General features: G+C 39.3%; 20 protein-coding genes. 6 read left to right on the plus strand and 14 right to left on the minus strand.

The window, feature by feature from the left end:
- The first annotated feature begins 266 nt into the window (after positions 1-266).
- Both MKZ02_RS01485 and MKZ02_RS01490 read left to right on the plus strand, forming a co-directional pair.
- A complete protein-coding gene (locus MKZ02_RS01485; RefSeq protein ID WP_340851517.1) occupies positions 267-1259 on the plus strand; it encodes an ABC transporter substrate-binding protein in 993 nt (330 codons plus the stop codon).
- Between the two features lie 24 nt (positions 1260-1283).
- Positions 1284-2174: a TauD/TfdA dioxygenase family protein gene (locus tag MKZ02_RS01490; protein ID WP_340851520.1), complete on the plus strand. Its 891-nt coding sequence runs from the start codon at positions 1284-1286 to the stop codon at positions 2172-2174.
- Between the two features lie 204 nt (positions 2175-2378).
- On the opposite strand, the gene MKZ02_RS01495 is transcribed toward MKZ02_RS01490, so the two are convergent.
- The 4 genes from MKZ02_RS01495 to MKZ02_RS01510 all read right to left on the minus strand — a co-directional run bounded on the left by MKZ02_RS01495 (position 2379) and on the right by MKZ02_RS01510 (position 6936).
- Positions 2379-3638, minus strand: coding sequence for a cytochrome P450 (locus tag MKZ02_RS01495; RefSeq protein ID WP_340851521.1), 1260 nt, complete (start codon positions 3636-3638; stop codon positions 2379-2381).
- 405 nt (positions 3639-4043) lie between these two features.
- On the minus strand, positions 4044-4619 hold the full coding sequence (locus MKZ02_RS01500) for a DNA-3-methyladenine glycosylase I (protein ID WP_340851522.1): 576 nt from the start codon (positions 4617-4619) through the stop codon (positions 4044-4046).
- A gap of 532 nt (positions 4620-5151) precedes the next feature.
- A complete protein-coding gene (locus MKZ02_RS01505) occupies positions 5152-6156 on the minus strand; it encodes a hypothetical protein (protein WP_340851524.1) in 1005 nt (334 codons plus the stop codon).
- Positions 6157-6411: 255 nt separating this feature from the next.
- On the minus strand, positions 6412-6936 hold the full coding sequence (locus MKZ02_RS01510; protein WP_120035917.1) for a DinB family protein: 525 nt from the start codon (positions 6934-6936) through the stop codon (positions 6412-6414).
- Between the two features lie 325 nt (positions 6937-7261).
- Here MKZ02_RS01510 and sstT point away from each other — a divergent pair, with 325 nt between their 5' ends.
- Positions 7262-8500 carry a serine/threonine transporter SstT gene (gene sstT / locus MKZ02_RS01515; protein WP_120035916.1) on the plus strand — a complete coding sequence of 413 codons (1239 nt, stop codon included), beginning with the start codon at positions 7262-7264 and terminating at the stop codon, positions 8498-8500.
- Positions 8501-8612: 112 nt separating this feature from the next.
- On the opposite strand, the gene splB is transcribed toward sstT, so the two are convergent.
- Positions 8613-9641 carry a spore photoproduct lyase gene (splB, locus tag MKZ02_RS01520; RefSeq protein WP_120035915.1) on the minus strand — a complete coding sequence of 343 codons (1029 nt, stop codon included), beginning with the start codon at positions 9639-9641 and terminating at the stop codon, positions 8613-8615.
- Entirely contained in the window at positions 9638-9901 is a 264-nt protein-coding gene (locus MKZ02_RS01525; RefSeq protein ID WP_120038055.1) for a transcriptional regulator SplA domain-containing protein, read from the minus strand. The genes splB and MKZ02_RS01525 overlap by 4 nt, the downstream gene beginning before the upstream one ends.
- Before the next feature lie 510 nt (positions 9902-10411).
- Here MKZ02_RS01525 and MKZ02_RS01530 point away from each other — a divergent pair.
- On the plus strand, positions 10412-10903 hold the full coding sequence (locus MKZ02_RS01530; protein WP_120035914.1) for a hypothetical protein: 492 nt from the start codon (positions 10412-10414) through the stop codon (positions 10901-10903).
- 362 nt (positions 10904-11265) lie between these two features.
- On the opposite strand, the gene abc-f is transcribed toward MKZ02_RS01530, so the two are convergent.
- Together abc-f and MKZ02_RS01540 are read right to left on the minus strand one after the other, a co-directional pair.
- A complete protein-coding gene (abc-f, locus tag MKZ02_RS01535) occupies positions 11266-12897 on the minus strand; it encodes a ribosomal protection-like ABC-F family protein (RefSeq protein ID WP_340851528.1) in 1632 nt (543 codons plus the stop codon).
- A gap of 310 nt (positions 12898-13207) precedes the next feature.
- Positions 13208-13621, minus strand: coding sequence for a VOC family protein (locus MKZ02_RS01540; RefSeq protein WP_340851529.1), 414 nt, complete (start codon positions 13619-13621; stop codon positions 13208-13210).
- A 319-nt stretch (positions 13622-13940) separates the two neighbouring features.
- Here MKZ02_RS01540 and MKZ02_RS01545 point away from each other — a divergent pair, with 319 nt between their 5' ends.
- Positions 13941-14702, plus strand: coding sequence for a protein kinase domain-containing protein (locus MKZ02_RS01545; protein WP_340851530.1), 762 nt, complete (start codon positions 13941-13943; stop codon positions 14700-14702).
- Positions 14703-14718: 16 nt separating this feature from the next.
- Here the strand turns inward: MKZ02_RS01545 and MKZ02_RS01550 are convergent, their stop codons facing one another.
- Positions 14719-14883, minus strand: a complete 165-nt coding sequence (locus tag MKZ02_RS01550; RefSeq protein ID WP_182917062.1) for a hypothetical protein — start codon at positions 14881-14883, stop codon at positions 14719-14721.
- A gap of 331 nt (positions 14884-15214) precedes the next feature.
- The gene (locus MKZ02_RS01555) at positions 15215-15901 is read right to left on the minus strand and encodes an MBL fold metallo-hydrolase (RefSeq protein ID WP_340851531.1); all 687 of its coding nucleotides are present in this window, start codon (positions 15899-15901) and stop codon (positions 15215-15217) included.
- A 492-nt stretch (positions 15902-16393) separates the two neighbouring features.
- Between MKZ02_RS01555 and MKZ02_RS01560 the strand changes: the two genes are divergently transcribed.
- The gene (locus MKZ02_RS01560; protein WP_340851532.1) at positions 16394-17776 is read left to right on the plus strand and encodes an aminotransferase-like domain-containing protein; all 1383 of its coding nucleotides are present in this window, start codon (positions 16394-16396) and stop codon (positions 17774-17776) included.
- A gap of 272 nt (positions 17777-18048) precedes the next feature.
- Here the strand turns inward: MKZ02_RS01560 and MKZ02_RS01565 are convergent, their stop codons facing one another.
- The 4 genes from MKZ02_RS01565 to MKZ02_RS01580 are packed head-to-tail and all read right to left on the minus strand — an operon-like array spanning position 18049 to position 21638.
- The gene (locus tag MKZ02_RS01565; protein ID WP_340851533.1) at positions 18049-18783 is read right to left on the minus strand and encodes an alpha/beta hydrolase; all 735 of its coding nucleotides are present in this window, start codon (positions 18781-18783) and stop codon (positions 18049-18051) included.
- A gap of 54 nt (positions 18784-18837) precedes the next feature.
- Positions 18838-19626 carry an ABC transporter ATP-binding protein gene (locus MKZ02_RS01570; protein ID WP_340851535.1) on the minus strand — a complete coding sequence of 263 codons (789 nt, stop codon included), beginning with the start codon at positions 19624-19626 and terminating at the stop codon, positions 18838-18840.
- 10 nt (positions 19627-19636) lie between these two features.
- Entirely contained in the window at positions 19637-20665 is a 1029-nt protein-coding gene (locus MKZ02_RS01575; RefSeq protein WP_340851536.1) for a FecCD family ABC transporter permease, read from the minus strand.
- Positions 20658-21638 carry a FecCD family ABC transporter permease gene (locus MKZ02_RS01580; protein WP_340856298.1) on the minus strand — a complete coding sequence of 327 codons (981 nt, stop codon included), beginning with the start codon at positions 21636-21638 and terminating at the stop codon, positions 20658-20660. The genes MKZ02_RS01575 and MKZ02_RS01580 overlap by 8 nt, the downstream gene beginning before the upstream one ends.
- Position 21639 lies beyond the last annotated feature (1 nt).

The raw sequence follows: 21639 nt of genomic DNA on the forward strand, positions 1-21639 counted from the left end.
ATTAACTTATCACTTATTTTAAACATTATCAACTATTAAATCTCACTAAACTTATAAGAATTATTAAATATAGTATTGACAGTTTAATTTGTCTGGTGTTACTATGCATTCAAGCACATGAGACTATTTGAATAAATGAAAAGTGAACCGACTGGACGACCAGAGATTCGATAAAGAACAACCTTTTATGTTCTTTATTGGGTCTCTTTTTTTGTCGGTAAACCAAGTAAGTCTATGTGCTAAATAAAAATTAAAGGAGGGAGTATATGAAGAAGTATAGCAATTATTGGTTAGCGGTCCTGTTTTTTATCGTAAGTGCCGCCAGCTTATTAGGATGCAGCTTAGCTTCAGGATCAAACTTAACGAAAAAAAACGAACCAACCGAAGTAAATGTCGCCATTAACGGCGGTCTGAACCCTCTCATTATCGGGAGAGAAAAAGGCTGGTTCGAGGAAGAGTTCGCCAAATATAATGTCAAAGTGAAATGGAGTGAGTTTCCGAGCGGACCGCCTTTATTAGAATCACTTGCTTCCAATCGAGTTGACTTATCTTTTCTTGGCGACGGAGCGCTCATAGCTGGCCTTGAAAAAAAACTTCCATTTGAAGTAATTGGGCAAACCGGAACTGGAGAATCCGCCGTACGAATCATCGTGCCGACTAATGGAAAAGTAGAGAAAATTGAGGACTTAAAAGGAAAGAGAATCGGAGTAGCTGCTGGAACAACGGGCCATGTGTATTTAATTAAGGCTTTGAAGAATCACGGCTTATCCATAAATGATGTGAAGATTATCAATCTGCAGCCGGACGATGCCCAGGCGGCCTTTGAAACAAAGCAATTAGACGCATGGGCTACATGGAACCCCTATATCACTAATAACGTCGACAAAGGAACAGCTATCGAACTGAAAGTAAACGGGAAAATATTGGCCCCGGGCGGCATCATCGCCCGCACAGACTTTGGCAAAAAACACCCCGATATAGTCGAAGCTTATTTAAGAATCTATAAAAAAGCGGCGGATTGGCAAATTGAAAACCCCGATAAAGCAGCAGAAATCTATTCAGCAGAAACAAAATTGCCGGTTGAGACGGTAAAGAAAATCATTACCGCTGAACCTCCAAATATGTTCTATACAGAACAAGGAATTAAAGCCCAGCAAGATTCAATTAAAACGTTAGCAAAGGTAGGCTACATTAAACGAGAATTTCAATTTAAAGATCATATAAACAATAAATATATCAATGCGGCATTCAAAAAATAAAAAATTTTTAGGAGGATGTTTATCATGACAACTATTCCAACAAAACAAATTCAGGTGGTCCCGGCGGCAGGAAGAATTGGAGCAGAAATTCAAGGAGTTCAATTAAGCGCAAATGTGGATACTGCTGTTTTCAATGAAATCAAAAAAGCGTTAGATGAACACAAAGTGATCTTTTTTAGAGGGCAGCATCATGTGGATGATAAAAGCCAGGAGGCATTTGCCAGACTGCTAGGCGAACCTTATGCCCATCCGACTGTCCCAGTGAAAGACGAGACAAATTATATCTTTGAGTTAGACTCCCGCTTAGGAGCCAAAGCGAACCATTGGCATACAGATGTCACTTTCGTTCCGGAAGTACCAGCTTATTCTATTTTAAGAGGGGTGACGATCCCGCAAGTGGGCGGAGACACTGTCTGGGCAAATACAAATTCAGCGTATGAGGACCTGCCCGAGGGGCTGAAAACATTAGCAGAGCAGCTATGGGCGATTCACACGAATGAATTCGATTATGCCAATTTCAACAGGTCTCATTCATTAAATGATGAAGCCAAGAAATACCGTGCTGTCTTTGAATCGACTATTTATCAGACACAGCACCCTGTCGTTCACGTTCACAAAGAAACAGGCAAAAAACATTTGCTGCTCGGGGGCTTTGCCGGAAAGATAGACGGCTACTCAACGAGCGAATCCGAGAAGTTGATCAGCCTCTTTCAATCTTACGTAACAAGATTGGAAAACACCGTGCGTTGGCAATGGCAAGAAGGCGATGTGGTGATTTGGGATAACTTAGCGACCCAGCATTACGCCGTTGCCGATTACGAAGACCATCACCGGGTAGTCCGCCGCGTAACAGTCGGAAAGAGCATTCCCGTCAGCCTTGAGAACAAAGCAAGTACGCTGCTTGCTAAAAAGTAACGAGGAAATCATCAAAAACTGCCGCAGGAACCAGCGAGGAAATGCAAAAAAGTAAGAAGTAAACATAAATATAGAAAAAGGCTTAGATTTTTCTCTAAGCTTTTTCTATGAAATATACTGTAAATGTATAGATGAAACAACTACGATTAATCGTTAGATATTACATGCGGTTTGCTGTTTTCCACCCCACAAGTAAACCCGTTACTATTTTTGTACAGGGTCAGCCATATCCTTATGAACAAATGCCTTAAATGGAAGAGTGGTCAGCGTTTGACCAGTAGCTGAATCGGTTAAATGTTCTTCTAAATGAAAATCAGTTATCGGCTCAATACGTGAATATTTCTTCACAAAAGAGGTGAGAGCAACCTTTGCTTCCAGACGTGCAAGCGGTGCTCCTAAACAAAAATGCGGGCCGTTTCCAAATGTGACATGTTTCTTGTTGTTTGGCCGGTGAATGTCCACTGTAAACGGATGTTCAAACATCTCTTCATCTAAATTCGCCGCGCTCAGCCAGGCAACCACCACATCTCCTTTTTTCAGATTCACTCCCAACAGATTATTATCTTGCTTTACCGTGCGATCTATTTTAGATAATTGAAAACGATATCTGAGCATCTCCTCTATTGCTTGCGGCACCAGTTCAGGATGATGATGCAGTTCTTCGTAGACCTTATTGTTGTCATATAATAAAGAATAAAACGTATTAGCCAGCAGGTGGCTTGTTGTTTCAATCCCCGCTCCCAAAATGAGCATCGTCGTCCTTATCACTTCATCATCCGTAAAGGTCTCTCCATCCACTTCTGCTTTTAGCAAATCAGATATAATATCATCTGCCGGCTGTTGCCTTTTCTGCACGACAATAGGGTACAGATATTCATAATATTCCCTCGCGGCCACCTGTTTCTTTTTATTAATGTCTTCTTGCTCTTCTTTTTTGAAAGGCAGAAACAAAGTATCTACCCATTTCTTAAACAGTAACCGGTCTTTCGAGGGAACGCCCATCAAGTCAGACATGATAATGATGGGAAGCTGGCTCGTTAGTGATTGGACAATTTCAATTTCAGTGTCTGTTCCCAACTGTGCAATGAGCTCATCTACAATTTCTTGAATACGAGGTTCCCAGTTTTTAAGACTTCTAGGTGTAAAAGCTGCCGATAGTAACGAACGACGCTTTCTATGCTCCGGTGGATCAGCATCAATGAGATTCGTCTTGTCAGGCGCAAATCCATCTTTGCTGTCCACGCCAACAGCAATTGTCGTACGAGTGCGAGCACTGGAAAAGTGTTCATAATCGCTAATCACACGCTTTACATCCTCGTATTTAAAGACATTCCACGTATGGGTTTCTTCATGGTACATTACCGGATTTTTCTCCAGCATCTGTTTGCACCAGGCATATGGATTAAATTCTTCCGAACGCGTCTTAAACGAGGGGATTTCCTTTACTGCAATAATTTCTTTCATCGAACTAGATCCTCCTTCTTTGCAAAGATAATAACAAAAGGCTTACAAGCGCCTTAAGCCTCTCGTTACATAAATTAACTCTATTTCCTTTAAATTCATTACAATTAAATTATAGGATAATAAATTATTGGAAACCATGCTTCATCCTTACCATCCTGAAAACATAAAATTAGGCTCATGAAATTTCATCTTTTTTATGTCTTGCTCTAATTCAGATAGAAACCGATTGTAAAATAAAACCGATAGCCAACGGCTATCGGTAAATGTTCTTTTCATAGATGGTTGATTTTTTATAAAATAACCGGGACTTTCAACTTGTTATTTCTTATGAACTAACTTCTAAAAATAATATTTACATTTTATCTACCATCGCTACCTATACGGCTCCTAGATAAAACCCAGCCCCTAAGACAGTGTTCTCATATAAGATGGATGACAAAAGCACTCCAATGTATGATCATTAACCATTCCTACCGCTTGCATATACGAATAGCAAATGGTGCTGCCCACAAATTTAAATCCATCCTTCTTTAACTGTTTGCTCATTTTGTCGCTGATGGCATTTGAAACAGGGACTTCTTTTGCTGTTTTCCACCAATTAACGACTGGCTGGTGGTCCACGAATCCCCATATGTAATTAGAAAATGAACCGTACTCTTCTTTCATTCTCAAAAATGCCTCGGCATTCGTTACCACGCTTTTGATTTTTAATCTGTTTCGGACAATTCCTTTGTCTTCTAGTAATGATTGCAATTTTTCGTCTGTATAATCGACTATTTTTTCCGCTTCAAAATCATCAAAAGCTTTTCGGTAATTTTCTCTTTTTTGTAAAATGGTCCACCAGCTAAGTCCCGCCTGTGCCCCTTCCAGGCATAGCATTTCAAACAGTAATCTATCATCGTAAACTGGTACACCCCATTCCTTATCATGATATTCAATGTATAACGGTTCTTTTGTTACCCATGCACATCGTTTACTCATTCGTACCCCATCCTTATATATTTCAACTGAATCATTATTAGAAAGATAGTAAAGCTTTTCTAACTTGATCGCTCATTTTTTTATATTCCCTCGGACAACTAAGCTGTCATATTCTTGACTGAAAGATAACATCCTGTGTAAATAACAGGGTGTTATCGGAAATCCCGCTCATTAAACAGATTTCTTTTTCCTTTGCTGAAGATACTTTTCAGTTAGCATACCGGTATTGTACACGGATGAAATCAACACAAAGTAAAAGAGTATTTTGGAAAACCGCCCCTCTTCCGTGAATTCGATATATGAAAATACTGTGTACATAAATCCAATTGATACTAATATTGATAGAATCAATTGTCCCTTTATAGATTTAACCATAATATCCCTCCTGCCTATTCCGATTATACATTATATGGAAAACGTTTTAAATTCCGATCTCTTAGCCGCGAAAATCAAGTATTAGTCTCTACTTACGGGCAAAGAAAGAGCCGATACTGCTTTTTTGAGCATCGGCCTTTATCTAGAAAGCATATATTTAAGTCACCTGTACAATCAAGCTATTCGGTATGAATTGCTTAATGTGTGCAGGCTCACTGACACTTGCCTTATTACTAAACACCACACAGCCTTGAGCGTCATGTGCAAAAGCAATGATGGCTTCATCTTCTTTTAAATCAACAAATTGATAGCCTCTTTGATAATGCATCTGCTCGCATTGTGAAAGGGTAAAAGCTTCATTTTGGATTGGCAAATAAAACAATTCCTTAAATACTTTTTCAAGCGCTGCCTCATCACAGATCGCCAATGAAAATGCCGGTACTTCCGCACGGTATACTTTCAAAGCTGTCATCGTTAAAACCGTTCGTTTGGAATCCTGATACCGAATCTGATACGGCTGCCACTCCTTTAACAACTGTTCCTTCATGTCATCATATGCCTCAAAGTGGAGATAAAACGGATAATCAAATAGCTTTTTTGCTAATGCCTTTGCTGTCTCTTCCGTCGCCTTCGTATAGTCATCTGCCCAATTCCAAATGCCTAATGGATGTGCAGCATTCCTTACTTCGATAAGAGCCGCATCATTATCACGATAAATGTCTAAATAAATAGGTTCATTATCTACTTCTATATAGTTCACGTCCGGCAAATCAGCTGACACTTCATAGAAAATGACACCATGATCAAGCAGCGCCATGATTTTGCCTTGATGGTCTAAAAAACAAAGCGAACACGCAGGCGTAAAAGCTTCTTCATATCTTAAAATACCGTCAACGACTACCGGTGATAACTGAATTGTTAGTTCGTATTTTCCATAGGCCATCTTTTTCTTCCTAGCCGTTTCGCCTTTTACATCAAGAGCTTGCAGCAACCGTTTAAGTTCACGGTGATGAATGTCCATTTGTACACGCAATGTGGCAGCCCGCCGCAAAAAATAATAAAATAGCTGCTGTTTTTGCTGTTCAATTTCTTTATCACGCGCTTCATACTCCACTTCTTCTGTTGACAAAGAAAACATATTTTCAATATTTAAAACGTACACGCTCTACCTCCACTTTTGTAAGCTTATTTACTGTCTTTATGTTCACGTGAACAGATAAAGATAGTAATTGATAACCCGATTGCTCTTTTATTAGTACTGTTTTTTATCATCTTTCAATAACGAATACATATACAAATCATCAAACTTCCCGCATGTAAACTCTTGCTTTTCAACTAAACGAACCTGCTTTGACAAGAGAGCAGTCAAAAGTAGGCTCTTTTTTATTTTCTATAGATAACTTTTCCCCTGTTAAGATTACTTTTTTAGTATACCCAAGTATTCTTGCCAGGGTCCGACATCACCTCTGTATCTATCGGCCATGACCCGTACAATTTGAGAAATATGCGTCAAGTCATGAACCACCCAGGCAGAGAGTAACTCCCTCAGCTTTACTCTGCCGAATTCGGGATGTATGCCCGTTAATTCAAGGTGCAATTCCGGCTCAATAAGTGCCTTCAGTTTGGTCAGGTTTTGTGCTCTAACCTTTTTAAATTCAAGCAAACTTTGTTCTATCGGCTTCTCAGTACCTTCATTTAAATGTGAAAAACGATCAAATGATGGAAAGGGGGCAGCTTCCCCTTCCTGAAGGATCATTTCCAGCCTTGGCAGCCAGTTTTCTTTTTCTCCCTCAATGAGATGCTTCACCACTTCACCAGCATTCCACGTTCCATCTCCTTCGTTACACTGTAACCAGTCTTTAGATAAACCAGATAAAAAACACTCCAACGTATGTGGTGTACGCGCCAGTATCTCAATCGCTTCTTCCATTTGAAAATTCATGTTTGCCTCCTACAATGAATCTTACGCCTTTTCAAATCCTATTCCTCTTCCTCGTTGCTCATTACCTATTCCCCTTCTCCTCTTAATCTAGTATTCATTTATTTCTCTATCTTACACAAATGTTCAGATGAGTAATATTTCCTTAAAATACTATTGTAATAAATCTAAATATTCACTATAATTTTACTGATCAGAACTCTGCTAAAAATGTAAAATGACAGATCTTTATTTCATTTAGGTACCGCAATTATTCATTCTTTCCAATGGATAGCCATGCATTTTACTGAATGTAGCAGTTTTTCTTAAACCATTAGAGGAGATGTCTATGAAAAATCAATTTAAGAAGTGGAACCAATTGAGTCTAGTAAAACAAATCATTATTGGGCTGATTGTTGGTATCGTTCTAGCTCTAACAATTCCAGAAGCAGCAAAACCTGTTGTGATTTTAGGCTCATTATTTGTAGGTGCTTTGAAAGCCGTTGCACCTGTATTAGTGTTATTTCTAGTTATGTCAGCGATCGCTCAGCATAAGAGCGGGCAAAAGACAAATATGAAATCTATCATCGTGCTTTATCTTTTGGGAACTTTTTTAGCTGGTCTTATCGCTGTTATCGTAAGTTTTATATTCCCGGTCAATTTAACGCTAGCCAAGACTACAGAAGACTTGGCAGCTCCCGGCGGTGTTTCTGAAGTACTAAAAACGCTGCTGTTGAATGTGGTGGATAACCCAGTAAATGCCCTTACTAATGCTAACTATATTGGCATATTATCCTGGGCTGTTCTTCTAGGCGTGGCGTTAAAACATGCCTCTGACACTACCAAAACAGTGATTTCTAATTTTTCAGATGCCGTATCTAAAATTGTGACATGGATTATTAAGTTTGCCCCATTAGGAATTATGGGGTTAGTCTTTGAATCCATTACGACGAACGGAGTAGATGCTTTACTCAGCTATGGAAGATTACTTGCCGTTTTAATTGGCTGTATGCTTTTTGTGGCTCTCGTCATCAATCCCGTCATTGTATTTTTAGCTGTACGCCAAAACCCCTATCCACTCGTATTTAAATGTATAAGAGAAAGCGGTATTACCGCCTTCTTCACGCGCAGCTCAGCAGCAAACATTCCAGTCAATATGAGACTGTGTGAAAAATTAAATTTAGACAAGGATACTTATTCTGTATCCATCCCTCTGGGTGCAACGATCAATATGGCTGGTGCTGCTGTTACTATTTCTGTTTTGACGCTTGCCGCAGTTCACACACTGGGCATTCAAGTGGACATTCCTACAGCTATTATTCTAAGCGTACTGTCCGCTGTATGTGCTTGTGGTGCTTCAGGAGTAGCCGGCGGTTCCTTGCTGCTTATTCCACTGGCATGTAGCCTGTTTGGCATTTCAAATGATGTAGCAATGACCGTAGTAGGTGTAGGCTTTATTGTAGGGGTTCTGCAGGACTCTTTCGAAACGGCCCTTAACTCATCTACAGACGTTCTCTTTACAGCAACAGCTGAATTCAGGGAGCGACGCAAACAAGGACAAAAGATCAATATTAAAAAACTAGCTTAAGAAAACAAGGCCCTGGCTTCAAGGAAGCCGGGGCCTTTGCTTTTCATATAGACTTCTACAGTCGCTTGCCTTTTGTCGTTCTTTCCTGCCTGCAAAAAAATCCATTCATCTTTTACGTAAAATATTCTAATTTTGCATCTGGGAAGAACTTTTCCATATAGGAATAAAGATGATTTTTTATATCCTCTTCTTCTTCTTTTTGATAAATGTATTTTCCAATTCCGTACTTTCCCCATTTATACCTTCTTTTCTCTTCATCTAACTCTAATTTTGTCATGGGATAGTTTTTTTCAATGACTCTTTTAGCTGGCTTTGTAAAACGATGCTGAATAAACTCAAACGTCAAATCCTTCCTTGCTTCCGGCGGCAATTCGGCATCCAAGCGCTCAAACATATGAAGGTATCCTTCCTCCCATCCTTCGTGAAGATAAATGGGAGCGACGATAAACCCAAGTGGATACCCAGCTCTTGCGACTTTTCCTGCCGCTTCAATTCTCTTTTCTAGAGGAGAAGTGCCCGGCTCAAAGTTCTTGACTACGTAATCGGCGTTCACACTAAAGCGAAACCTTGTCTTTCCGTTGTGCTTCGCATCGAGCAAGTGATCTACATGGTGAAATTTTGTTACAAACCTTAACTTCCCATACTCCGACTCTCCAAAATGCTCGATCGCCCGCTTTAATGTATGGGTCAAATAATCAATCCCCACGATGTCAGATGTACAAGATGCCTCAAACCTTGTGATTTCAGGAGCGCGTTCTGCCATGTACGTATCAGCAGCTTCCAATATTTCGTCCACATTTACATATGTGCGGATGTACGGCTTGCTTCCCATCGTCGTTTGTAAATAACAATAATGACAATGCCCCATGCATCCTGTCGCAAAAGGAATGGCATACTCTGCAGAAGGTTTGGATGTATCAAATTTTAGGGTTTTTCTAATCCCAACGACTAGTGTAGACTTGGCCACTCGGTATCTTTGAAAGTCATTTTCACCTGGAAGATTTCTTACTTGATTGTGAGAGGTCGTATATCGAATTTCGACATCCATCTTTTCGAATTTTTCTTTCAGCTGTTTGCCTAATGGATATTCCAATGCATCAGGTTCAAAATATACAAGCTTAGGGTTAAATGGTTTATTCATTCCAATCTCCCCTCTGACTCCATTCCATAATAGTAATGGTAAGCTTGCTTTGCCTCTTCTTCTGTCGGATAAATAGCCATCTCACTTGACAGCGGATAATAATTTTCATATAAAAACAGAGCTAATTCATTGGAATTGTCAGGGTCATTTACGACCGCTGCCGCCTGTATATTGGCTACATCCTGAGTATGTGGATTACGATAGAAAACATAGACAATATCCCCAGCATGATATGTCTGATTTTCGTTGGACAGTTCCATTTCATCACCTTTTCTTTCCATGAACATCCATAAGTTAAGTAATTTGTTATTATCATTTTGCCTTTAGTTCCTGTAAATTATGTTTACCTAATTACGGAAAACAACATCATAACGAAATCAGCCTATCCGTTGTTAATCTACATTCCCAAAAAGAGAAATTTCAACAAAATAGCGAAGGAATCGTTTTAGTACCCATTCTTATTAAGTGACATTAAGGTTGTTTAATTTTTATTGGACGAACAGGGCAGTTTAGTACAACTAGAATAGAGGCCTTAATAACCTTATTATCGAAAAGAATATATAAAACATAAAAGTCATGGGAGGTATAATTTGATATTTAAAGAATAAATAATCGTTTTCAAAAGGTTCTAGTAAGTATAAAAAGGGGAAATGGTACGTTCTCGAAGCAACAGAAACACAGCAACGATTAACCTCCCTTACCGTATCTGAACTAAACCGCTCCGAAAAAATAAGTTGTAACCTCACCAACCGTAAATGGAGATGAGATATATGGACGAAGGAAAAACGGAAACATATTTTAATACAAAGGATATTGCCAAACGTAATGCCTTATTAAAGCAATTGATATTTGACTTGCCAGAGGACGGAAAGGACTTTTTTCTAAAAGCATATAAAAAAGAACGATATTTGGATATGCGGCTTACTGCCATTAGAGGATATGCTGCCTTTGCAAGCGAAGAAGAAGTTGCCGTTTTAATGAACAAGATGTTGGAAATCTTAAAAAAGCGTCCTGAAAGTACACCATATAATTATGAGGAATATGAAATCTTGCGATCAGCTTTTTTGATACCCTACCTGCTGGAAAAATACCCTTATGACTGTTTCAAAAAATTTAATGAACAGTTAGAGAAACAGTACGATGCCATGCCCGAAGTTTTCAAAGGAATCTTCACCTGCAATGATAAAGGTGAACATATCCTGCTAAAATCCCCAGCAATAGTACGGAAACAGATGGAAGATTTCCGGCGTGGTGAACAATAGTACTAATGGGTAATGCGCCGAGCTGGCTTTTTTGGCATCTTTTAGCTGTCAGGTCTAAATCCTACAGGTGCTTGCGTTCTACCTCAGCTACCATTAGTATTCTAGGACCTAAACAAAAAGGACAACCAATATAATATTGGCTAATCTAATCATACGATCGGGGGCTTTAGTTGAAGAAGAATTAAACGGCTTTATTATTGATTTTGAGCGCAAATATACTTAGATGGATAAAAAGTAAATAACTTTAAAGAGCCTTACTACACAATAAAATGTAGCAAGGCTCTTATATCTTCATACCAAAATTACATAACTTTATTAGCTCTTTACAATTCTCACACATCTATGCAGGCGAACTCTACTCCTTACGAAAGCTCCTTTATTTGCCTCGTCAGCTCTTTAAATCTCAAATCAAGCTCCTTGTATGCTTCATCGTTTGGAGTCATAAAGCTAAGCTTTCCTAAAACTTCTTGTCTTTCTGTTTCCAGCTTTAGGCGCAACTCTTCCCGATTATCTCTTTCTCTAGGATTTTCTTTCGATTGCTTTTGGATGCTGTTATTTGTTATGACTAATTTACTACTTGTCGTTTTCTCAAGAAAGTAGCGATCATGGGAAACAACAAGCAGGGTGCCGTCATATTGAGCTAAAGTGCTTTCCAGCTGTTCACGTGAAGGCAAGTCAAGATGATTCGTTGGCTCATCTAAAATTAAGACGTCTCTTTCTTCTAGTATATACGCCATCAGCTTGCACTTTACACGCTCACCCATGCTCATGTTTTCAATGGGTTCTTTCCACTGAGAGGCTGTGAATCCCAAATGCTTCATGACATTTTGAACCCGGCCTCTTGCTTCGTAAGTTTCCTGGTAAAATAGCTGTTCCGGTGTTTGTTCAAGTGGTAAATCAAAGACCTCCTGTGTTAAATAACCAATGGTGGCAGAAGGAGAAACCCACACCTTTCCTTCTGCCGTTTCCTCGCCAACGATCACTTTTAATAAAGTCGTTTTGCCGCTGCCATTTGGACCTGTAATTGCCACCTTCTCCCCGTGCTGAATGGTAAAGTTGGCATTTTCAAATAATGGACGTCCGCTAAACGCCTTGGTTAAGTTTTTAACTTCCAAAAACCGCTTTCCTGTCCTGTTGCTCGCTTTCATTGAAAAGTGCACTTCATATTCTGGTTCAACCCGCTCTGCCTTGGCCTTTTCCAATTCTTTCTCAAGACGCTTTTGTTTTGATTTTACTTGCGCATCCATCCGCTTTGCCTTTACTCGATAGTGCTCTTTGAAACCTTCCTGTTTCGTCGATTGAGCATGGGCTTTTTTCGACCAGGAAGTGAGTTCTTTCATTTGTGATTCAATGCGCTCAACCATTTTTTGCTGCTTTTCATATTCGCGTTGCTGAGTCAGTCTTTTTTGTTGGCGAGCGTCCATATAGCTGGTGTAATTTCCTCTATGCTCAATTAGCTGTTTCCCCTCAATCGACCATATTTTTGTGGCAACCGCATCTAAAAAATAACGATCATGGGAAACGAAAATGATCGTGCCTTTATAGTTCTTCACTTGCTCAATCAATAACTCAGTGCTTTGTTCATCGAGATGATTAGTTGGTTCATCTAATAATAAAAGATGAGCATCTTCAGAAAGCCCCTTCGCCAATCGCGCTTTCAACTTTTCTCCGCCGCTTAATTGCGAAAAATGGCGGGCTGGTACTTGCCATTTTTTTAGCAAGGTCTCTTCTAAAGAGGTCACTTCTCCAAAGGAATACGATTCTTGTTCTTGTTCAACGAAAGCGACTTTCACGTTCGGCTGCAGCCATCGGATCTGTCCTGCCGTCGGAACCAAGTTATTATTAATTATCCTCAGCAAAGTAGATTTCCCAGCCCCATTTTTGCCAATAACTCCGATGATCTCTCCTTGCTGGATGCTGGCAGTTACGCCTTCAAAAACCATAAAATCCGTTAGTTCAAAGTTAATATTCTGCAGTTTACATAGCTCTTTCATATAATTGATCCCTCTCTCTTTTAAAGGGAGGACAAAAAAATCCTCCCAATTGATCTGGAAGGATTAGTCGCATTTTTACGTTGCTCAAATAAGCTATTTGATTCAAATAGCTGTACAGTATATAGAAAATGGGCAGACTAATCCTATTTCGTATGATTTGAAATATGCGATTTCAAATGTTGAAAATAAGATTATTTGTCCATCGTCCACCCATCATCCCTTCTATGTTTTAGTAAAGATATTGTAGCATAAGTGTCTAAAAAAGGAAAATGGAGTACGATCATGTTAGCGTAGCAAGGCTATAGAAAGGTTATATCCCCTCTGTATTCATGAGCACAACACGCCATCCATCCGGATCTTCAATAGTCGTCCCTTTTTCTGCCCAATAGGGATTCTCTGGTTCAACTTCTGGATACCCCATTTGTTCTAATCTTGTTTTGATGCGTTCGATCTTTTCTATATCCGGAATATACAATACAAGAAGATTATCTTTTGTCGGAGCGGGACATGGGCTGCCATTAACATGCTCTGTAAATTCCAAATGGTAGCTGGCATTTGGCAAACCTAGCATAAGACCCGAATATCCCCGATGTCCTGTAAACGAACCGATTTTGTGTAATCCGACTCCTTCACAATAAAACCGCTCTATTTCCGATAACTGATCCGTCGGTCTCGCCATACGTACTTGGGCGACTTGTAAATCTTCTGTCCATTGCTCACTCATTGCCACTCCCCCTATTGTTTTAGATGTTAGCCTGCCAATGCTGTCCTTATTTTGAATGCTCTATTGAATAGTATAAATCACCTGGAAAAATATAACGCTAAATACCGTCCCTCATAATGTAAATTATTTGTTATCATCCTTTAGGTTTATTATGATATCTTGTGATAACGGCATCATAAAAGTTTGATCCGTTTCCAACAAAAAAACATCTTCATGAGGCTTTTTCGATTAATAATCATGAATGAAAATCCATAGAAGGGAGGAGAGTTTCGATTTGCGTGCCATTCGGAAGCTTTATCAGTTTTTTGCAGACAAACCGATGAAAAGAGGAACAGTCTTACATGATCGCTATAAGATTTTCCGCGTTATAGGGACTGGAAGCTATGGAATCGTTTATCTTTGTCATGATCTAAAAACACACGACAATAAAGTAATCAAACAGCTTCGTCCGAGCAAGCGTCATAGCAAAAAAGACATTGAATTGTTTGAAAATGAAGTTTCCGTGTTACGTTTGCTGAACCATAGAAGTATCCCAACACTATTTGAAGCTTTTACACATGATAACTATTTGTTTTATGCCATGAATCTTATTGACGGGGATAACCTGGAAGACCAAATTTTTTTAAACAAAAAAACATTTAATGAGAAAGAGTCTTTACTCCTTCTCTCACGACTGCTTGAATTAATAGATTACCTCCATCAGAACAACATTTACCATCAAGATTTACGTATTCCAAACATTTTGCTAAACAAACAGGAGCTTTTTTTGATCGATTTTGGTTTATCAAAGCATGGAGCTGCAGCTGACTCACTTCAGACCTCATTTAATTCTTCATTCAATAAGCAAGAACTGCAACAGCAGGACTACTATGACTTAGGAGAAATATTGTTATATTTGCTTTATACAACATACTCTGCCAAAAACAAAAAAGCTCTTCCTTGGACAGAAGAACTTTCTTTAGAACCAGAAACCGTTTATCTGCTAAAGAAACTATTACGTATTGAAGAGCCTTACTCTAATACTAGTGAAATTTCAACCGATCTTTGCGCGGCACTTAAAGCGGAAGGAAAAGCCACTTAACGGCCGGGGGAGAAAGTTAGCTGCTGCTCCGGCCCTTTCGCTTGTAATATTTGCTTCCACTCATCGGTGACCGTTTATGCCGTCGGCTGCTGCTACTGCTGCCCCGGCGATAGTAGCCACTTCTTCGCTCGCTGCTTCCTTGGGAAAGATGCTTAATTTGCTTCAATATTTTTTTAAACATTGTTTACCTCTTTCCATTTTAGTTTAAGCTTGCTATTTATTTTCCAGTCTAACACAGTTTACCCAGAAAACTTAATCATTAGCACAAGGCTGAATGCCTAACAGCCGATTTTTCTACTGCTCCTTTATTCCACAGACAATGTTTGAAATAATTAAACAACTTGAAGCAGGGATCTTCACTGTTATATGTTGATGAATCCTAAAGTATGTGCATGAATCGCGCCTGTCATAAGAACGATACATCATATGCTCGATTCAATGATTCAATGTCGATTCTATATTCCTGCTGCTACTCCCATGCATAGAATTGTATGTTTACATTTATATCCTAATTATAAAATGCATTTTCCGCCATGATAACAATAGTAAGTTTCCGCTTGAAGATCCTTAATCTTTTTCAAAGACTGCTTGGCATTCTCCATATCTAAACAAAAATGTGGGTTAGCAATAACCAATTCATCGTTCTCATTAACAGCCGCATCACCTGTAATGACACTCCCTAAGCTTGGGAAATATAATGAAATATGACCTGAAGTATGCCCTGGTGTGGCTATTATTCTACACTGATTATCTAAAATCAAATCACCGTCCTGTACCTTTTCATCGATTGAAACATGCTTCAAGCTTTTTAATTGCTGTATAAACCACCTGCCAAATTCGATGTCTTCACTTGGCAAATTTTCCAGCATGTCTTCGGCCTGAACTAACCTCTCAGACTTTATTTCTCCACTAATGTATTTTGCTTCCCCCTCGCTGGCTATAACGTTAATCCACGGGTACTTCTCTTTAAAATCATGTAAAGAACCTATATGGTCATCATCATAGTGGGTAATGATGATATTCTGTAAGTTCTTCATCTCATATCCGTTTTTTATTATTTCATTTTCAATTAGAGGCAAAAAGCTGGCATACCCTGTATCAACTAGTGTTAATTCATTATTCAATACAATTAAGCTAGGGTAAAGACGGCTTTTTTGCCCATTAAATTCAAACTCAATGGGTAGTTCGATAATCTTCATTTTTTTCCCTCCATCCTGTCTGTTTGCGAAACATTTCATTTATTATACATGATATGGAAAAGGACGATGTGCACTCATACCGCCTTGCTTTTTGGAATCTTTTATTATTCATAAAACCTTTCGATCATCCTGTAACTCCAGCATTCTAGAAATCAACTGTATTCCTGTATAAACATGCGGGTCTCATATCCTCCCTAGCAAGCTCGGCCCCTTCAGTAAAAACGGCTAATTGGGTTCCCGCATATTTTCTTTCTGAAAATGCATCGAGAGTGTAAAATTTCAAATCGTTCATAGTTGACTTCTAATGTCTTATTATTAGAAAAAATTTTATCTTTTCAGATGGTTACTAACCATATAATCCTCTCTGTATCACTCCATAGAAATCACTCTTCTTGCAACTTTATTTGATATAATCAAAGCATGCGAAATTCAGACAATTACAAAAATCCATTTTTTATTAATCTGTGCAGGCACAGGTTGAAAGGAATTTAAATGAATATAAAATATATGAATATAATGAGCGAGATCAAAAATCAGATCATAGCAGGGACGTTAAAAGCCGGCGATAAAATTCCATCGATCCGCTATTTATCTGAAAAGTATGGTTACAGCAAAAACACTGTTCTAAAAGCGTATGAGGAATTAGAAAAGCTGCATGTGATCTATTCCGTTCCAAAAAGTGGATATTTTGTTGTTCATGACTCTCATTTATCAACAAATACATGTAACCAAAATAAGATTGACTTTCTATCAGCTGGTCCGGATAAAAGGGCCCTTCCTTACAAAGATGTTCAACATTGTATGAACCAAGCGATCGATCTATATAAGGAAGAGCTTTTCACTTATTCAGATGAGCAAGGTCTCCTTTCATTGCGTCAAGAGCTTGTTAATCACCTGCAGAACAACCAGGTATTTACAGCGGCGGAGAGAGTGTTCATTACCTCCGGCTCACAGCAAGCGCTGAACCTGCTTGTCCAAATGCCCTTTCCGAATGGAAAATCAAATATTTTAATAGAACAGCCGTCCTATTTTGGCATAGTTGAATCTGTTCAAGTACATGATATTACGACCTTTGGCATTGATTTAACCATGGACAGCATCGACCTGGACCGCCTGGAAAACATGTTTCGCAACAACGATATTAAGTTCTTTTATGTGATTCCTAGATTTCACAATCCCCTCGGACATAGCTATACGAACGAACAAAAGAAAAAAATTGTGGAATTGGCTAATAAATATGATGTGTATATAGTCGAAGATGATATTTTTGGGGATTTGGATTATAACCATAAAATTGATCCGATGTTTGCATTCGATCCTTCAGGAAGAGTCATTTATATTAAGAGCTTTTCAAAGGTAATGCTCCCTGGGTTAAGAATTGGGCTGACTGTTCTTCCAGAATTAATGATCCATTCCTTCCGGCGGTTTAAGTTTTCGGAGGACTTATTCAGCCCATCTATTTCCCAAGGCGCGTTAGAGCTCTACCTAAAAAACGGCATGTTCAACAGTCATATTCACCATATTCGAGACATGTACCGCCGGAAAATGGAGCTAGCGATCGCAGCCTGCCGAGATTATTTGCCGGCCACCGCCTCCTTTACTGAGCCTGCAACAGGGTTCTATTTATCTATTTACCTTCCAAAAACAGTTCATTCCAAACGTCTCGCCCAGTCTTTACAACAAGAAAATATACTTGTCGATCAGGCAGACAGAATGTTCTTGCCCGAATACCGCAAAGGGAACTTAATTCGGCTGTGCCTTTCGCAAGTCGATGAAGAGCAAATCCGCCCGGGAATTGAAAAGATTGCTGCCCACATCGAGGCTATAAGTAAAAAGCAAGTCCATTTCATAGAAAAGGCAAATCGGTTGATATAGTTTGGAAATAGAGGTCATTGCCTACACATCATTAGTAACAATTAGTTTAGTCGTTGCCGCTGCGGTTTTGTCATTACTGATTCGCCGGCGTATGTATGTGAAAACCATGTACGGAGTCCCATTTTACAGTGGATGGGCTCTGTTCTTGCCTTAAATCACTTTATTTAGCTTCTCTGTTTATCAAGTTGTCTATCAATTGACGATCTTTGAGTTGGATGGGCTGACTTAAAAACCAAGCCAACAGCTCTCTCAGCTCAATGAAACATCGTTCCTTATCTTGCCGGAAACAACTTTTTCATCGCTTCAATAAAATAATAGGCAAAGAAATGAGCATCGTGTGTCCCTTCATCCTTCATCACAAATTCAAACCAATGAGAATTCTCTCGTTTTAACAACTCCGCGGCTTCTTTGGAACATGGTACCATGTGCCGTTGGCGTGTTAAATGGTAGATCCCTTCACAATCCCCGACATACATATACATCTTATGCTTGTCTCGATTGATAACGGATTTTTCTTCTCTTAAAAACTCCATGACTCCTTCATACCACACAGAAGCAGACAATAGAATATACTTCCCAAAAGTATCAGGGCACCAATAAGAAGCAAATAAAGAAACTAACGCCCCAAATGAGCCGCCCGCTATAGCTGTATACCTTGCTCCTGGTTTTGTGCGGTAATTTTTATCGATATATGGCTTAATCCATGTTACTAAAGTATGCAAGTAACTTTCAGCTTTTCCATCAAAGTCTGATGCGCGCTCAGCGAGTCTTGGAGCTGGCCAAGGTGTATAATCATGGTTACGATCAATCGGCTCTATCCCTACATATATACAGGGTTCTATTTGTTTTGTACGAGCCAAGTAATCCAGCTGATTATAGCCATCCATGACCATATCCCCGCCATCTTGTACATACACCACTGGATAAGCTGTGGCCGACTGTCCGTAATTGTAAGGTAAAACAACCTTTACCATATATCCTTCTATATTGATTGATTGGATAAGCATCCTTCTCCCTCTTTCAGGTTCCTTCTGTTTTTGACGGCCAGCATTCTCATGTTTTTATTTCGAAACATCATACGAAAGGCAAAGTGGTGTATCGAGTTCTTTGTCGTATATGATTTTTGCTTCAATATTAAACACCTCTTTTAAAACCTCTCGCGTCATAATCGTTGAGGGTGATCCACACTTCATAATGGCTCCGTCTTTCATTGCAATTAATTCATCAGAATAACGTGTTGCATGATTAATATCATGAAGAACCATAATGATGGTACAGTGATGTTCTCTATTTAATTTTTGGACAATATTTAACACTTCCAGCTGATGCGCCATATCTAAGTAAGTGGTCGGCTCATCCAATAAAAGGATGTCAGTTTCTTGGGCAAGCGCCATCGCTAGCCAAACTCGCTGCCGTTGTCCACCGGATAAATCCGCCAACTCACGATTACGAAATTCAAGCGTATGTGTCACTTCCATTGCCCACTCTATCATTTCGGTATCCTTTTTAGACAATCGGTTGATATTCTTGCGATGCGGATAACGTCCGTACGAGATTAACTCCTCTACTTTTAATTGAAATGGCGCAGTAGGTGATTGGGAAAGAATAGCCAAGCGTTTCGCTATTTCTTTTGTTGAAAGCTGCTGCATATCTTGATCCTGCAAATATATCTTTCCTTTTTCTTTCTTTAAGATCCGACCGATGGTCTTCAGTAAAGTTGATTTTCCGCATCCGTTGGGACCAATGATAGTGGTCACTTTGCCTTGTGCTATTCTCACACTCAAGTTATCAAAAATAATGGATTTATCGTATCCAGCAGTTAGTTCTTCAATGCGAAATGCTGTTTGCATGTTCTTCCTCCTACTTTACTCTCGCAAGTAAATATAAAAAATATGGGATACCAATAATCGATACAACAATCCCAACTGCCAGTTCAGATGGTGCAAAAGCGGTTTTCGCAATAAAGTCCGAGAAAATTAATAATCCTGCACCAGTTAATGCACTTATCGGCAGCGCATATTTATGTCGGACTCCTACCAGTTGTTTAGCAATATGAGGCGCCATGAGACCGATGAAACCGATACTTCCTGAAACAGAAACACAGGCACTCACTAATCCCACACTCGCAAGCAGCATACCTATTTTTTCTTTCTCTAGCTTAATACCAAGACTGACAACTGTGTTTTCCTCTAATTGAAAATAATCAAGTAAATAAGCTTTTTTATACAGATAGAAGCCAAGAACAACAATCCAGGGCAGCATCGCTAAAATAAAAATCCAGTTCGCATTATAAATGGACCCAGCTTGCCAAACAGCTGCCGATTCAAAATCCTTTTCATTCATTTTTAAGGAAATATACATGGATAAGGCGCCGAATCCACTATTAATGGCAATCCCTGCTAAAATAAGACGTTGCATGTCAAGACGTCCATTTTTCAATGCCAATACAAAAATAAGAGTGACTGCTACTGTACCGCCAACAAAACCGAATAGCGGCATGACCATAATAGTAACCCAATCGCTTCCATCCGATAGTAATGCTTGGAATTGAAAGAAGTACATAAAAATGACAATAGCAGCGCCTGCACCTGCATTAATACCTAATATTCCCGGATCAGCTAGCCCATTTTTCGTTATTCCCTGAAAAACAACTCCTGCCACAGCTAGCCCAATGCCAACAAGAGCCGCGATGATGATTCTAGGTAATCGAAAATCGAAGATAACCAGCTTAAATTTTTCATTGCTTTCATAGCCTAACAAAGTGCGAATGATATCTAAAATAGACATATCAAACATCCCGTTGGTAATATGCAAATAGAAGCCAACGAAAATAATGACCAGGAACATAAAGATCAGCAAAAAAAATCTTTTAGGCGTGGAGTTAAGCATGCTTTTCACCTCCACGTGTCCGAATCAAATATAAAAAGAACGGTACACCAATAATCGATGTAACAACCCCTATTGGTGTTTCAAATGGATAGTTTAAATACCGACTAATTAAATCGCAAAAACTTAAAAAACAGGCGCCCACTACAAGAGAGCTAGGAATAATAAATCGATAGTCCTCCCCTACTAAAAACCGAACAATGTGAGGGATCACTAGCCCAACAAATGCAATTTTTCCAACAAGCGCCACGGCTGTTCCAGTAAGTAACACGACGGAAAACATACTAAGCAACCGTACTGCTTTTGTTTTTTGTCCGAGTCCAGCAGCCACATCCTCACCAAGAGATGTAATAGTGATAGCACGTGCACTGGCAATAGCCAACAGTATCCCAATCACTCCGAATGGAATTGATAACCACAGCATATCTGGGTCGACAGATTGTAGTTTGGTATTATACCAAGCTGCCACTGTTTGTGACACTTGGAAATACATTGCTATAGCTGAGGCGATACTGCTTAAAAATGTTCCAATAACAGTTCCAATAATGGCCAGTCTAACGGGCGAAAGACCATCTTTGATAATCGAGCCAAATCCAAACACGAATGCAGCGCCTATTGCCGATCCCAACATGGACAATAAAATCATTTGATAGCTTGGCAGACCCGGAAAAAAAACAACGGCTAACGTGATCATAAAAGCAGAGCCGTCGTTTACGCCCATGAGCGTAGGCGAAGCTAAATAATTACGTGTGATTCCTTGCATTACTGCCCCTGCAACTGCTAAAAAAGCACCTACAAGCAAAACTGCTATCGCCCTGGGCATTCGTCCTGTTCTAACAATTTGATGATCTGCATTGTTTGCATCAAATTGACTGATGGAGTCCCAAACCACCCGCATGCTTATGTCCTTTGTTCCCAACATAATAGAGGCTAGAGCGATGAATACAATGAGGATGGAAGACAAGATAAAAATCATT

The organism is Pseudobacillus sp. FSL P4-0506 (assembly GCF_038003025.1).
GTDB lineage: Bacteria > Bacillota > Bacilli > Bacillales > Domibacillaceae > Pseudobacillus.